Origin of the sequence: Micromonospora sp. NBC_00330 (genome assembly GCF_036136635.1) — a bacterium.
Lineage (GTDB): Bacteria > Actinomycetota > Actinomycetes > Mycobacteriales > Micromonosporaceae > Micromonospora > Micromonospora salmantinae.
In genome coordinates, this window is sequence record NZ_CP108012.1 from 5,540,528 (window position 1) to 5,555,094 (window position 14,567).

Consider the following 14,567-nt stretch of genomic DNA (forward strand, 5'->3'; position numbering starts at 1 on the left):
GTGAACACGCGCCGACCCCCGGTGACGGATCCTTCGGTCATCGAACGAATTCGGCGGCTCCGGCAGCCAGATCGAGCAGCGGCGCCGGGGCGACACCCAACACCAGGGTCGCCAGCACACCGATCATCAGCGCGGCGGAGGTGAGCCCACCGGGCACCGTGACGGTCGGGGTGGACTCGCCCGGCTCGGAGAGCCACATCATCACCACGACCCGCAGGTACGGGAACGCGAGAATCATGCTGGTCAGCACACCGGCGATCACCAGCCAGGCCTGGCCACCCTCCAGCGCCGGCCCGAAGATGGCGAACTTGCTGGTGAAGCCGCTGGTCAGCGGAATACCGGCGAAGGCCAGCAGGATGAACGTGAACAGCGCGGCGAAGAACGGCGACCGACGGCCCAGCCCGGCCCAGCGGGACAGGTGGGTGGCCTCGCCGTCGTCGTCCCGTACCAGCGTCACCACGGCGAACGCGGCGAGCACCGAGAAGCCGTACGCGACCAGGTAGAACATCGTGCCGGCCAGCCCGTCGCGGCTCGGCGCCAACACACCGACGAGCAGGTAACCGGCGTTGGCGATCGAGGAGTACGCGAGCAGCCGCTTGATGTCGGTCTGGGTGACAGCGAGCACCGCGCCCACCAGCATGGTCAGCACCGCCACCGCGCCGAGGACCGGAGTGAAGTCCCAGTTGGCGTCGGCGAACGCGACCTGGAAGACGCGCAGCAGGGCACCGAACGCGGCGACCTTGGTGCAGGCCGCCATGAAGCCGGTGACCGGGGTCGGAGCGCCCTGGTAGACGTCCGGGGTCCAGACGTGGAACGGGGCCGCCGCGGCCTTGAAGAGCAGACCGATGGCGAGCAGCGCCATGCCGGCGAAGAGGAGCACCGGGCTGGCCGGCGACTCGCCCACCGCCGCGTGGATGGTGGCGAAGTCGACGCCGGCCGAGCGGCCCGGGACGCCGGAGGTGAAGCCGTAGATCAGGGCCACGCCGAACAGGAAGAACGCCGAGGCGTACGCGCCGAGCAGGAAGTACTTCATCGCCGCCTCCTGGCTCAGCAGACGCCGGCGACGGGCCAGCGCGCAGAGCAGGTAGAGCGGCAGGGAGAAGACCTCGAGTGCGATGAACATGGTCAGCAGGTCGTTCGCCGCCACGAAGATCAGCATGCCGCCGATCGCGAAGGTGGTCAGCGGGTAGACCTCGGTGAGACCGTTGCGCCCCTCGGCCTGCCGCCGGTCGTCGGCCGACTCCGCGGTCACAGCGGCCTGGGCGACGAACGCCCCGCCCCGCTCGACCGAGCGGTCACCGATCAGCAGCAGCGCCATCGCGGCCAGCACCAGGATCGCGCCCTGGAGGAAGAGCGTCGGCCCGTCGATCGCGAGCGCCTGGCCCGCGGTGATGATCCGCTCATCGGCGCTGAGGACCACCATGGTCAGTGCCGCGAGCACCGCGAGCAGCGCCAGCGTCAACTGCACCACGTGCCGCCAGCGACGCGGCACCAGGGCCTCGACCAGCACGCCGAGCAACGCCGTGCCCAGCATGATCAGGATCGGAGAGATCGCCGCGTAGTCGATCGACGGCAGCTTCAACTCGGTCACTTTGCCGCCTCCTGGACGGTGCCGCCCACGGACGGCGCCGGGTCGGTTCTGCCGATGTCGTCCATGGTCGCCTGGACGGCGGGGTTGATCACGTCAGTGACCGGCTTGGGGAAGAAGCCGAGCAGCACGATCAGCGCGATCAGCGGGGCCACCACTACCTTCTCGCGCAGGTTGAGGTCCCGGCGCATGCCGTCGACCTCGGTCAGCGCCGGGTTGAGGGTGCCCTGGGTGGTGCGCTGCACCATCCACAGCACGTACGCGGCGGCCAGGATGATGCCGAGCGTGGCGATGACCGCGACCGGCTTGTTCACGGTGAAGGTGCCGATCAGCACCAGGAACTCGGAGATGAACGGCGCCGTGCCGGGCAGTGCGAGCGAGGCGAGACCGGCGAAGAAGAGCACACCGGCGAGCACCGGGACGAGCTTGCCGGCGCCACCGAAGTCGCTGATCAACGACGAACCACGCCGGGAGATCAGCATGCCCACCACCAGGAAGAGCAGGCCGGTGGCCAGCCCGTGGTTGAGCATGTAGAGCACCGCGCCGGTGCCGGCCTGCGTGGTGAAGGCGAAGATGCCCACGCCGATGAAGCCGAAGTGCGCGATCGAGGTGTACGACACCAGCCGCTTGAGGTCGTTCTGGCCGACCGCCAGCAGCGCGGCGTAGACGATGCCGATCACGCCCAGGGCCAGCGCCCACGGGGCGAACCACTTCGACGCCTCGGGGAACAGCGGCAGGCAGTAACGCAGGATGCCGAAGGTGCCGACCTTGTCCAGCACACCGACGAGCAGCGCCGCCGCGCCCGCCGGGGCGGCGCCACCGGCATCGGGCAACCAGGTGTGGAACGGGAAGAACGGCGCCTTGATGGCGAACGCGAGGAAGAACCCGAGGAACAGCCACCGCTCGGTGCCGGTGCTGATGTCGACCTGCGAGAGCGCCTGCCAGTCGAAGGTCTTCCCACCGACCACCCACAGGCCGATCACCGCGGCCAGCATGAACAGACCACCGACGAGCGAGTAGAGGAAGAACTTCACCGCCGCGTACTGCCGCTGGTGGCCGCCGTAGCTGCCGATGAGGAAGTACATCGGCACCAGCATGACCTCGAAGAACACGTAGAACAGGAACACGTCGGCGGCCGCGAAGACGCCGATCATCGTGCACTCGAGGACCAGCAGCAGCGCGAAGTAGACGGGCACCGACCGCTTCGACGACTCCGCGTCGTGCCAGGACGCCAGGATCACCAGCGGCACCAGCACCGCGATGAGCATCAGCATCACCAGCGCGATGCCGTCGGCGGCGAAGGTGAAGCTGACCCCCCAGTTCGGAATCCACGAGTACGACTCGCGGAACTGGAACCGGTCACCGCCCGCGTTGAAGCTGACCCACATCACCACCGACAGCACCAGCACGAGCAGCGACCAGGCGAACGCCACCTGCTTGGCCAGCTCCGGGCGGTGGCGCGGCAGGAAGGCCACCACCAGGGCGCCCACCAGCGGCGCCACGGTGAGCACCGAGAGGAACGGGAAGTTGGACATTATGCGGCCTTACCTCCGTCGTGGATGCGTGGTCCGCCGGCGGGGGCGGGCGCATTGAGGTCGATCACGCCAACCACCCCGCCTGCACCGCCAGGAACGCCGCCATCACCAGCAGCGCACCGGCCAGGATCGAGGTGGCGTACGAGCGGACGAAGCCGGTCTGCATCCGACGGAGACGACCCGAGCCCCCGCCGACCGCGGCGGCGAGCCCGTTGACGAGCCCGTCGATGCCCCGGTTGTCGAGGTACACCAGCGCCCGGGTGAGGAAGATGCCCGGCTTCTCGAAGACCGCCTCGTTGACCGTGTCGGTGTAGAGGTTGCGCCGGGCGGCGGTGACCAGCACCCCGGCCGGCTGCGGCGCGGTGGCCGTGCCGGCCCGGAACAGGAACCAGGCGAGCCCGGCACCGAGCACGGTGACCAGCAGCGACAGGACGGTGATCACGGTGTGCGAGAGGACCGCCGCGTGCTCCGCGTGCTCGCCGCCCAGCCCGGCGGTCTCCGTCAGCCAGTCCGGAACGGACGTGGCGAGCAGGAAGCCGGCGCCGACCGACCCGACCGCCAGCAGGATCAGCGGGATGGTCATCAGCTTCGGCGACTCGTGCGGGTGCTCGATGTCCTCGGTCCACCGCTGCGGCCCATGGAACGTGAGCACGAACAGCCGCGTCATGTAGAACGCGGTGAGCCCGGCGCCGAGCAGTGCCGCACCGCCGAAGAGCCAGGCGGTCCAGTCCTCCCGCTCGAAGGCGGCCACGATGATCGGCTCCTTGGAGAAGAAGCCGGAGAAGGGGAACATGCCGATGATGGCCAGCCAGCCCATCATGAAGGTCAACCAGGTGATCTTCATGTACTTGGACAGCCCACCGAAGCGGCGGATGTCGACCTGGTCCTTCATTCCGTGCATGACCGAGCCGGCGCCCAGGAACATGTTGGCCTTGAAGAAGCCGTGCGCCAGCAGGTGCACGATGGCCAGCGCGTAGGCCGCACCGCCGAGGCCGACACCGAGGAACATGTAGCCGATCTGGCTCACCGTCGACCAGGCGAGCACCCGCTTGATGTCGTCCTTGGCCGCACCGATGATGCAGCCGATCAGCAGGGTGAGCGCGCCGACGCTGACCACCACGAGTTGCAGCGTCGAGTTGGCCGAGAAGATCGGGTTGGACCGGGCGATCAGGTAGACGCCCGCGGTGACCATCGTGGCGGCGTGGATGAGCGCCGACACCGGGGTCGGGCCCTCCATCGCGTCCGGCAACCACGCCTGGAGCGGGAACTGACCGGACTTGCCGGCCGCCCCGAGCAGCAGCAACAGGCCGAGGACCAGCACCGTGGTGCCGGTCAGCGCGCCGACACCGTTGAACACCTCGTCGTACTGGGTGGTGCCCAGGGTGGCGAACATGATGAAGATGCCGATGGCCAGGCCGGCGTCGCCGACCCGGTTCATCAGGAACGCCTTCTTGCCGGCGGTGGCCGCGCTCGGCCGCTCGGTCCAGAAGGAGATCAGCAGGTACGACGCCAGACCGACGCCCTCCCAGCCGAAGTACAGCATCACGTAGTTGTTGCCGAGCACCAGCAGCAGCATCGCCGCGACGAACAGGTTGAAGTACGCGAAGAACCGACGACGGCCAGCGTCGTGCGACATGTACTCCACCGCGTACAGGTGGATCAGGAAACCCACCCCGGTGATCAGCAGTACGAAGACCGCGGCCAGCGGGTCGAAGAGCAGGCCGAAGTCGACGCGCAGATCACCGACGGCGATGAAGTCCCAGAGGCTCAGCTCGACCGACTTGTTCTCCAGGCCACGCAGCTGGAAGAAGAAGCTCAGGCCGAGTACGAACGCGGCGCCGATGGCGGCGACGCCCAACCAGTGCCCCCAGCGGTCGGCCCGGCGGCCGAGCAGCAGCAGGATGGCCGCGCTGACCAGCGGGATCGCCACCAGCAGCCAGACGCCCCCAAGCAGCCCCGTGGCCTGGGCGTATTCCACAGTCTCTTCCACCGGTGGACCCCTCTAGTACTTGAGCAGGTTGGCGTCGTCGACACTCGCCGAGCGTCGCGTCCGGAAGATGGACATGATGATCGCGAGCCCGACCACGACCTCGGCCGCCGCCACCACCATCACGAAGAACGCCATGATCTGGCCGTTGAGGTCACCGTTGATCCGGCTGAAGGTGACCAGCGTCAGGTTGGCCGCGTTGAGCATCAGCTCCACGCACATGAACAGCACGATCGCGTTGCGCCGGATCAACACCCCGGCGGCGCCGATGGTGAACAGCACCGCGGCGAGCACGAGGTAGTAGGTCGGCTCGACCGAGAAGAACGTTCCCATTACTTGTCCGTCCCCTTCAGCGAGGTCTCCTCGGCGGTCAGCTCGCGCTGCGGAAGGATCGCCGGGGTGCTGCGGTCGGTCAGGCGGCCGTCGGGCAGCCGGGCCGGGGTGGCCACCGAGGACGAGGTCGCGAAGACGCCGGGGCCCGGCTTCGGGCCGGGGTAGTTGCCCGGGGCGAAGCGCGCCTTCATTGTCGACACCTGGTCGATCTTGTCCTGCTTACGCCGCTCGACGTGGGCCAGCACCATGGCGCCGACCGCCGCGGTGATCAGCAGCGCCGAGGTCAGCTCGAACGCGAAGACGTACTTGGTGAACAGCAGGCGGGCGATGCCCTGCACGTTCCCCTCGGCGTTGACCTGCTCCAGACCGGCAGTGTTGGTCCGGTCCAGCGCCTGGTAGAGGCCGGTGCCGACCAGGCCGGCGAAGCCCAGGCCGAGCACGATCGCGGCGACCCGCTGGCCGCGCAGCGTCTCGATCAGCGAGTCCGTGGAGTCCCGACCGACGAGCATCAGCACGAAGAGGAACAGCATCATGATCGCGCCGGTGTAGACGATGATCTGCACCATGCCGATGAACGGACCGGCCTGCAGCACGTAGAACACGCCCAGGCAGAGCATTGTCAGCACCAGCCACAGCGCCGAGTGCACGGCGTTGCGCGCGGCCACCATCCCGATCCCGCCGATCAGCGCGAGCGGGGCGAGGATCCAGAAGGTGACCGCCTCGCCGGTGGAGACCGAACCCGCCGCGGCGAGCACCGTAGACGTGGTCATGCTTCCTCTCCCTTGCCGGCCGCCACGCGTTGGGCGGCCTGCTCGGCGCCCGGGAACGTCACGCCGGGGTGCTCCTCGACCTGGTAGCGGCCGGGGCCCATCGGGGACGTCTCCGCACCGGCGGAGGTGCCCGGGTTGTCCAGCGCGCCGACGTAGTAGTCCTTCTCGCTGTCACCCAGCCGCATCGGGTGCGGAGGCTGCTCCATGCCCTCCAGCAACGGCGCGAGCAACTGCTCCTTGGTGAAGATCAGGTCCTGCCGGTTGTCCCGGGCCAATTCGTACTCGTTGCTCATGGTGAGCGACCGGGTCGGGCAGGCCTCGATGCACAGCCCGCAGAAGATGCAGCGGGCGTAGTTGATCTGGTAGATGCTGGCGTACCGCTCACCCGGCGAGAAGCGCTGCTCGTCGGTGTTGTCGCCACCCTCGACGTAGATCGCGTCCGCCGGGCAGGCCCAGGCGCACAGCTCGCAGCCGATGCACTTCTCCAGGCCGTCCGGGTGCCGGTTGAGGATGTGCCGCCCGTGGTAGCGCGGCGCCGACACCGGCGGCTTGAACGGGTAGTCGGTAGTGACGACCTTCCTGAACATGTGCGAGAAGGTGACACCGAATCCCTTGAACGTTCCGGTGATCGCGCCCACGTCACACCTCCCTGGAGTCCGAGCCGGCAACGATGTTGGCCGGCTCCCGCTCGGCGACCACGCGCGTGATGCGCGGGCTCGGTGGTACCTGAAGATCCATCGGTGGCAGCGGGAAGCTCCCGTGCGGCCGGTTGTCGACCTGTTCCTGCGTCGTCGGCGTCGGCTTCGGCTTCCGGCTGGGCCAGAAGATCGTGGCGATCAGCAGGATGCCGGCCGGGATGCCGACGGCGATCACCTTGCCGCGGGTGTCCCAGTCCTCGATGGAGCGCAGGCCCGACAGGACCAGGATCCAGGCCAGGTTGATCGGCAGCAGCACCTTCCAGCCGAGCCGCATGAACTGGTCGTACCGCAGCCGGGGCAGCGTGCCACGCAACCACACGAAGACGAAGACCAGCGCGATCACCTTGCCGAAGAACCAGAGCATCGGCCACCAACCGGAGTTGGCGCCCTCCCAGATGGTGATCGGCCAGGGTGCTCGCCATCCGCCCAGGAACAGCGTGGTGGTGACAGCGGACATGGTCACCATCGCGACGTACTCGCTGAGCATGAAGAGCGCGAACTTCAGCGAGCTGTATTCCGTCATGAAGCCGGCGACCAGCTCGGACTCGGCCTCGGGCAGGTCGAACGGCGCCCGGTTGGTCTCACCCACAGTGGCGATGAAGAAGATGATGAAGCTCGGCAGCAGCAGGATCGCGTACCAGCCCGGCGCCGGGATGGTCTGGCCGAAGACGGTCAGCTGGGTGCCGTCGCCCTGAGCGGCGACGATCCCGCTGGTGCTCATCGTGCCGGCGGTCATGAAGACCGCCACGATGCTGAGCCCCATGGCGACCTCGTAGGAGATCATCTGGGCGCTCGACCGGAGACCGCCCAGCAGCGGGTACGTCGAGCCGGAGGCCCAGCCACCCAGCACGATGCCGTAGACGCCCATCGAGGAGCAGGCGAGCAGCAGCAGCACCGCCACCGGCACATCGGTGACCTGCAACGGCGTGTGGTGACCGAAGATGCTCACCATCGGGCCGAACGGCACCACCGACAGGGCGGTGACCGCGCAGATCACCGAGATCGTCGGGGCGAAGAAGTAGACGACCTTGTCGGCCGCCTTCGGCAGGATGTCCTCCTTGAAGGCCATCTTCAGGCCGTCGGCGAGGGTCTGGAGCAGGCCGAACGGGCCGACCTGGTTGGGGCCGGGCCGCACCTGCATGTAACCGACCACGCGCCGTTCGAACCAGACGCCGAGCAGGGTGGCCAGCAGACCGAAGGCGAACGCGAAGACAATCTTGCCGAGAACCAGCCACCACGGATCCCGGCCGAAGTCGGCCAGCGTCGGATCCTGGGCCAGGTAGATCGGACTCACTGGTTACCCCCGGAGTTGAGGAGCGGACCCGGGAGACCGGTCTCGTCGGCCGCCACGCGTCCGGCCGGGATGGCCGTACTCGGTGCGGGGACGGAGATCCGGACGACCGCGCCGGACGTCGCCCCGAGGCTGCGCCGCACGGTCGAGCCGGGTGAGTTGGTCGGCAGCCAGACCACGCCGTCCGGCATCTCGGTGAGTTCCGCCGGCAGGGTCAGCGCCCCGCGGTCGGTGCCGACGGTGACCGCGTCACCGTCGACGACACCGAGCGCCTCGGCGGTGCCCTTACCCAGCCGGACCACCGGCGGACGGGCGGTCCCGGCCAGGTTCTCGTCGCCCTCGGTCAGGGTGCCGAGGTCCACCAGTTGGTGCCAGGTGGCCAGCACGGCCTCCCCGGCCTTCGGCTCCGGCACGCGGCCCGGTGCGACAGACGGCGCGGACGGTCGGGACATGCGCGTCGCCGGCAGCGTGGCCAGCTCACGACGCACGCTCAGCACGTCGGCAGTGCCGAGGCGCACGTCGAGCAGCGCGGCCAGCGCGTCGAGCACCCGGCCGTCGGTCATAGCGGCGGTGTTCAGCACCGCCTCGAACGGGCGCAGCCGGCCCTCCCAGTCCAGGAAGCTTCCGGCCTTCTCGGCCACCGGAGCGATCGGCAGCACCACGTTCGCCCGCCGGGTCACCGCGCTGGCGCGCAGCTCGAGGCTGACCAGGAACGGCACCGCGTCCAGGGCGGACTCGGCCAGTCGCGGGTCGGCCAGGTCGGCCGGGTCGACACCGCCGACGACAAGCGCGCCGAGCTGCCCGTTGGCGGCCGCGGTCAGGATGCCGTCGGTGTCCCGCCCGGCCTGGCTCGGGATCACCCCGGCCGGGATGTCCCACGCCTCACCCAGCTCGGCCCGAGCGGCCGGCTCGGTGACCAGGCGTCCACCCGGGAGCAGGTTGGGCAGGCAGCCCGCGTCGACAGCGCCGCGGTCACCAGCGCGCCGCGGCACCCAGGCCAGCTTCGCGCCGGTACGCCGGGCCACGTCCGCCGCGGCAGAGAGCCCGCCCGGCACGCTGGCCAGCCGCTCGCCGACGATCAGGATCGCGCCCGGCGCGCTCAGCGCCTCGCTGACAGTGGCGTGCTCGGCGAGCACGCTGGCCTCCTCGCCCGGCACCACCCGGGCCAGCTTGGCACCGAGCTTCTCCAGGCCGCGGGTGGCGAAGGGCGCCAGCGCGTACACCGTCAGGGTCTTCTTCAGGTACGCCTTGCGCAGCCGCAGGAAGAGGATCGGGCACTCCTCCTCGGGCTCCAGGCCCACCAGCACCACCGCCGGCGCGTTCTCCACGTCGGTGTAGGTGACGTCGGTGACCCCGGCGACCGAGCTGGCCAGGAAGTCGGCCTCCTCGCGGGAGACCGGGCGGGCCCGGAAGTCGATGTCGTTGGTGTTCAACGCGACCCGGGCGAACTTGGCGTAGGCGTAGGCGTCCTCGACGGTCAGCCGACCGCCGGTGAGCACCGCAGTGCCCTGCCCGCTCTCCCGGGCGATGTGCAGCCCCTCGGCGGCGACGGTGAGCGCCTCGCTCCAGGACGCCTCGCGCAGCTCACCGGTGTGCTCGTCGCGGACCAGCGGAGTGGTCAGCCGGTCGGCGGCCCTTGTGTACTGGAAGCCCCAGCGGCCCTTGTCGCAGTTCCACTCCTCGTTCACCGCCGGCTCGTCGCCGGCCAGCCGGCGCAGCACCTTGCCGCGCCGCCAGTCGGTGCGCTGCCCGCAGCCGGCCGAGCAGTGCTCGCAGACGCTCGGGCTGGAGACCAGGTCGAACGGGCGGGCGCGGAAGCGGTACTGGGCGCCGGTCAGCGCACCCACCGGGCAGATCTGCACGGTGTTGCCGGAGAAGTAGGAGTTGAACGGAACGTCGCCGGCGTCGCCCTCTTCGCCGTACGCGTCGTCCCGGTAGATGTTGATCTCCTCGGCGGACGACCGGCCCATCAGGTCGATGAACTTGTCGCCGGCGATCTCCTCCGAGAACCGGGTGCACCGCTGGCAGAGCACGCACCGCTCGCGGTCCAGCAGCACCTGGCTGCTGATCGCCATCGGCTTCTCGTACTCCCGCTTGTGCTCGTGGAAGCGCGAGTCGGTGCGACCGGTGGACATCGCCTGGTTCTGGAGCGGGCACTCGCCGCCCTTGTCACACATCGGGCAGTCCAGCGGGTGGTTGAGCAGCAGCAGCTCCATCACCCCCTCCTGCGCCTTCTTGGCGACCGGGGAGGTGATCTGGGTACGCACGACCATGCCGTCGGCGACGGCCTGGGTGCAGGAGGCGACCGGCTTGCGCTGGCCCTCCACCTCGACCAGGCACTGCCGGCACGCGCCGGCCGGGGCCAGCAGCGGGTGGTCGCAGAACCGGGGGATCTCGGTGCCCATCTGCTCGGCGACCCGGATCAGCAGCGTCCCCTTGGGGGCGGTGACCTCGACGCCGTCGATGGTGAGGGTGACGGTCTCGGTCTGCTTGGCTACGTCGGTCATCAGTGCGCCCCTACCAGGGTCTTCTCCGACAGCTTGGGTGCGGTCCGACCCTCGATGTAGTCGAGGTAGTCCTGCTTGAAGTACTGCAGTGAGGAGGTCACCGAGCTGGTCGCGCCGTCACCCAGACCGCAGAACGAGCGGCCGAGGATGTTGTCGCAGGTGTCCAGCAGGGTGTCCAGGTCTTCGTGGGTGCCCTGACCGGCGAGGATCCGCCGGTAGACCCGGACCATCCAGTAGTTGCCCTCACGACACGGGGTGCACTTGCCGCACGACTCGTGGTGGTAGAACTCCAGCCACCGGTACGTCGCGTAGACCGGGCAGTCCTGGTCGGAGAAGATCTGGGTGGCAGTGGTGCCGAGGATCGAGCCGGCCGCCGCCACCCCCTCGAAGTCCAGTGGCACGTCCAGGTGCTCGGCGGCGAGCAGCGGGGTGGACGAGCCGCCCGGGGTCCAGAACCGCAGGTTGTGGCCCGGCTGCATGCCACCGGCCAGTTCCAGCAGCTCGCGCAGCGTGACACCCATCGAGCACTCGTACTGCCCGGGGTTGGCGACCCGGCCGGAGAGCGAGTAGATCATCGGCCCGGAGGACTTCTCGGTGCCCATGCTCTTCCACCAGTCGGCCCCACCGAGCACGATCGGCGGCACGCTGGCGATGGTGCCGACGTTGTTCACCACCGTCGGGCTCGCGTACAGGCCGTGGGTGGCCGGGAACGGCGGGCGCAGCCGGGGCTGACCCCGGAACCCCTCCAGCGAGTCCAGTAGCGCCGTCTCCTCGCCGCAGATGTACGCCCCGGCGCCGGAGTGCACCACCAGCTCCAGGTCGTAGCCACTGCGCAGGATGTTCCGGCCCAGGTAACCCTTGTCGTACGCCTCCTGGACCGCGTTACGCAGTCGACGCGCGGCGTGCACCGCCTCGCCCCGGATGTAGATGTAGGCGCGGGCGGCCCGGATCGCGTACGACGCGATGATGACGCCCTCGACCAGCGCGTGCGGGTCGTGGGTCATCAGCGGCAGGTCCTTGCAGGTGCCCGGCTCGCCCTCGTCGGCGTTGACCACCAGGTAGTGCGGCTTGCCGTCGCCCTGCGGAATGAAGCCCCACTTGAGGCCGGTGGGGAAGCCGGCGCCGCCTCGGCCCCGCAGCCCGGAATCCTTGATCAACTGGATCAGGTCGTCCGGGTGGGCCTTGAGCGCCTTGCGCAGCGCGGCGTAGCCGTCCAACTGCTCGTACGTGCCGATGCGCCAGGCGTCCGGCGAGAGCCAGCGCTTGGTCAGCACCGGCGTCAGCTTGGCCAGCGTCTCCGGGCGGGGAGTGGTCACTTCTGGGCCCCCGTTTCGTTCGCGTCCGCCGGTCCGGCGCCGTCGGCGTCCGTCGCAGCCTTCGCTTCGGTGAGGTTGCGCTCCTGCGCCCCGGCCTCGTCGCCGGCGGGCTTGCCGTCGCCGGCCGGCGCGTTGGCCGCCACGCCGGCGGCCTCGGCCGACCGCGCGTCGCCGGCCGCGGGCGCGGTGCCGGTGCCGTCCGTCGGGACCTTCGTGCCAGGGGCGTCCGGCACTGCCGTGCCCGCGTCCGGCTGCCGGGTCTCGGCGGTACGCACCTGCGGCGACTTGTCGTCCGGTGCCTTGACGTCCCGGGTGGTGCTGCCACTGGCGGCCTCGGGCTTCGCCGGCTCGGCGACTCCGGCCGCTCCCGTCGGGGCGGACGCCCCGTCGCCACCCTTTACCGGCGCCGCGCTGGCCTCGACGGGCGCCGGCTTGGCGGCCTCCGCCTTAGCCTTCGCCTCGGCGGCGGCCTTGTCGGCCTCGGCCTTGCTGCGGATCGGGGTGTTCGGGTCGAAGCCCGGCACCGAGACGCCGTGCTGCTGGGCCAGCCGCAGCCCGCGCAGGGTGGGCTCGCCCGGCCCGCCGTCGGCGACCGCGCCGTCGCGCTCGTCGGCGAAACCGGCGAGCTGCACCGCCATCTCCTTGAGGGTGCAGAGCCGGGCACCACGGGTCGGCATCGGCCGACCGCCGGCCCGCAGCTCGTCCACCACACCGACGGCGGTGGAGGCGTCCACGCCGTCGAAGAAGTCGTAGTTGACTGTCATCACGGGGCCGTAGTCGCACGCCGCCAGGCACTCGGCGTGCTCCAGCGTGATCGTGCCGTCCGCTGTGGTCTCGTCGTGCCCGACGCCGAGGTGCTCGGCGAGGGTGTCGTAGACCTCCTGGCCACCGAGCACGTTGCACATCGTGTTGGTGCAGACGCTGACCAGGAAGTCACCGGTCGGCTTGCGCTTGTACATCGTGTAGAAGGTGGCCACCGCGCCGACCTGGGCCTTGTTCAGCCCCAGCACCTCGGCACAGAACGCGACCCCGGCCGGGGAGACGTACCCCTCTTCGGCCTGCACCAGGTGCAGCAGCGGCAGCAACGCCGAGCGGGACCGGTCCGCCGGGTAACGGGCGATGATGTCGCGCGCCCGCTCCCGGGTCTCGTCAGTGAAAGTCGTCGTCATCGGTCACACCCACCCATCACCGGGTCCAACGAGGCGCCGCCGGCGATCACGTCGGCGATCAGACCGCCCTCGGCCATCGCCGGGAGGGCCTGCAGGTTGACGAAGCTCGGCTCCCGGTAGTGCACCCGGTAGGGCCGGGTGCCACCGTCGGAGACCGCGTGGACGCCCAGCTCGCCGCGAGGCGCCTCGATGGCGACGTACACCTGGCCGGGCGGGACCCGGAAGCCCTCGGTCACCAGCTTGAAGTGGTGGATCAGCGACTCCATCGACTGACCCATGATCTTCGCGACGTGCTCCAGCGAGTTGCCCATGCCGTCCACGCCGATGGCGAGCTGCGCCGGCCAGGCGATCTTGCGGTCGGCGACCATCACCGGGCCCGGACGGAGCCGGTCCAGCGCCTGCTCGACAAGCTTCATCGACTCCCGGATCTCGGCGAGCCGGACCTGGTAGCGACCCCACACGTCACCGTCGGGGTGGGTCGGCACGTCGAACTCGTACGTCTCGTAGCCGCAGTACGGCATGGTCTTGCGCAGGTCCCACGCGAGGCCGGCGGAGCGCAGCACCGGGCCGGTGATGCCGAGCGCCACGCAGCCGGTGACGTCCAGCACCGCGACGTTCTTCGTCCGCTCGGTCCAGATCGGCTGGCCGGAGAGGAGGTCCTCGTACTCCTTGAGCTTCTTCGGCATCATCTTGAGGAACTCGCGGATCTTGACGATCGCGTCGTCCGGCACGTCCTGCGCCACACCGCCCGGCCGCACGTACGCGTGGTTCATCCGCAGGCCGGTGATGGTCTCGAAGATGTCGAGGATGTACTCCCGCTCGCGGAAGCCGTACAGCATGATCGAGATCGCGCCCAGCTCCATGCCGGTGGTGGCCAGCCAGACCAGGTGCGACGAGATCCGGTTGAGCTCCATCATCAGCACGCGGATCGTGGTGGCCCGCTCGGTGATGTCGTCGGTGATGCCGAGCAGCTTCTCGACCGCGAGGGCGTACGCCGTCTCGTTGAAGATCGGGGCGAGGTAGTCCATCCGGGTCACGAACGTCGAGCCCTGGACCCAGTTGCGGTATTCGAGGTTCTTCTCGATGCCGGTGTGCAGGTAGCCGATGACCGAGCGGGCCTCGCGGACCGTCTCGCCCTCCAGCTCCAGGATCAGCCGCAGCACCCCGTGCGTGGACGGGTGCTGCGGACCCATGTTGACGACGATCCGCTCGTCGTTGATCGGGTCGGTGCCCGAGACGATCGTGTCCCAGTCCCCACCGGTGACGGTGAAGACCCGGCCCTCGTCGGTTTCGCGCTCGCTGGCGTAGTTCGACGTCGTCACAGTGCCGGCCCTCCGATCGCGACTGCGGGGCTCCGCTCCGCTGCACTCCTC

Annotated in this window: 11 protein-coding genes; all 11 read right to left on the minus strand. The window is 69.6% G+C overall.

Features of this window, described 5'->3' with window-relative positions:
• Nucleotides 1-37: 37 nt before the first annotated feature.
• Nucleotides 38-1,591, minus strand: a complete 1,554-nt coding sequence (nuoN, locus tag OG598_RS25130; RefSeq protein WP_328651350.1) for an NADH-quinone oxidoreductase subunit NuoN — start codon at nt 1,589-1,591, stop codon at nt 38-40.
• Nucleotides 1,588-3,123 carry an NADH-quinone oxidoreductase subunit M gene (locus OG598_RS25135; RefSeq protein ID WP_091395550.1) on the minus strand — a complete coding sequence of 512 codons (1,536 nt, stop codon included), beginning with the start codon at nt 3,121-3,123 and terminating at the stop codon, nt 1,588-1,590. The genes nuoN and OG598_RS25135 overlap by 4 nt, the downstream gene beginning before the upstream one ends.
• A gap of 64 nt (nt 3,124-3,187) precedes the next feature.
• Complete coding sequence (gene nuoL, locus OG598_RS25140; protein ID WP_328651351.1) at nt 3,188-5,113, minus strand: NADH-quinone oxidoreductase subunit L; 1,926 nt, start codon at nt 5,111-5,113, stop codon at nt 3,188-3,190.
• A gap of 12 nt (nt 5,114-5,125) precedes the next feature.
• Nucleotides 5,126-5,443, minus strand: coding sequence for an NADH-quinone oxidoreductase subunit NuoK (gene nuoK / locus OG598_RS25145; protein WP_088951135.1), 318 nt, complete (start codon nt 5,441-5,443; stop codon nt 5,126-5,128).
• Complete coding sequence (locus OG598_RS25150) at nt 5,443-6,213, minus strand: NADH-quinone oxidoreductase subunit J (protein ID WP_328651352.1); 771 nt, start codon at nt 6,211-6,213, stop codon at nt 5,443-5,445. Before OG598_RS25150 ends, nuoK begins: the two co-directional genes overlap by 1 nt.
• The gene (nuoI, locus tag OG598_RS25155) at nt 6,210-6,851 is read right to left on the minus strand and encodes an NADH-quinone oxidoreductase subunit NuoI (protein ID WP_112585694.1); all 642 of its coding nucleotides are present in this window, start codon (nt 6,849-6,851) and stop codon (nt 6,210-6,212) included. Before nuoI ends, OG598_RS25150 begins: the two co-directional genes overlap by 4 nt.
• A gap of 1 nt (nt 6,852) precedes the next feature.
• The gene (gene nuoH / locus OG598_RS25160) at nt 6,853-8,205 is read right to left on the minus strand and encodes an NADH-quinone oxidoreductase subunit NuoH (protein ID WP_328651353.1); all 1,353 of its coding nucleotides are present in this window, start codon (nt 8,203-8,205) and stop codon (nt 6,853-6,855) included.
• Nucleotides 8,202-10,709, minus strand: a complete 2,508-nt coding sequence (locus OG598_RS25165) for an NADH-quinone oxidoreductase subunit G (RefSeq protein ID WP_328651354.1) — start codon at nt 10,707-10,709, stop codon at nt 8,202-8,204. Before OG598_RS25165 ends, nuoH begins: the two co-directional genes overlap by 4 nt.
• Nucleotides 10,709-12,025, minus strand: a complete 1,317-nt coding sequence (gene nuoF / locus OG598_RS25170; RefSeq protein WP_112585688.1) for an NADH-quinone oxidoreductase subunit NuoF — start codon at nt 12,023-12,025, stop codon at nt 10,709-10,711. Before nuoF ends, OG598_RS25165 begins: the two co-directional genes overlap by 1 nt.
• Nucleotides 12,022-13,194, minus strand: a complete 1,173-nt coding sequence (gene nuoE, locus OG598_RS25175) for an NADH-quinone oxidoreductase subunit NuoE (RefSeq protein WP_328651355.1) — start codon at nt 13,192-13,194, stop codon at nt 12,022-12,024. The genes nuoF and nuoE overlap by 4 nt, the downstream gene beginning before the upstream one ends.
• Nucleotides 13,191-14,516 (minus strand): NADH-quinone oxidoreductase subunit D, encoded by a 1,326-nt coding sequence (locus OG598_RS25180; protein WP_210785487.1) that lies wholly within the window; start codon nt 14,514-14,516, stop codon nt 13,191-13,193. The genes nuoE and OG598_RS25180 overlap by 4 nt, the downstream gene beginning before the upstream one ends.
• Between the last annotated feature and the right edge of the window lie 51 nt (nt 14,517-14,567).

Bases quoted from the DNA above. Each gene is read 5' to 3' on its own strand.
- OG598_RS25135 (WP_091395550.1), bottom strand. From the start codon at position 3,123: ATGTCCAACTTCCCGTTCCTCTCGGTGCTCACCGTGGCGCCGCTGGTG.
- nuoK (WP_088951135.1), bottom strand. From the start codon at position 5,443: ATGGGAACGTTCTTCTCGGTCGAGCCGACCTACTACCTCGTGCTCGCC.
- OG598_RS25150 (WP_328651352.1), bottom strand. From the start codon at position 6,213: ATGACCACGTCTACGGTGCTCGCCGCGGCGGGTTCGGTCTCCACCGGC.
- OG598_RS25165 (WP_328651354.1), bottom strand. From the start codon at position 10,709: ATGACCGACGTAGCCAAGCAGACCGAGACCGTCACCCTCACCATCGAC.
- nuoE (WP_328651355.1), bottom strand. From the start codon at position 13,194: ATGACGACGACTTTCACTGACGAGACCCGGGAGCGGGCGCGCGACATC.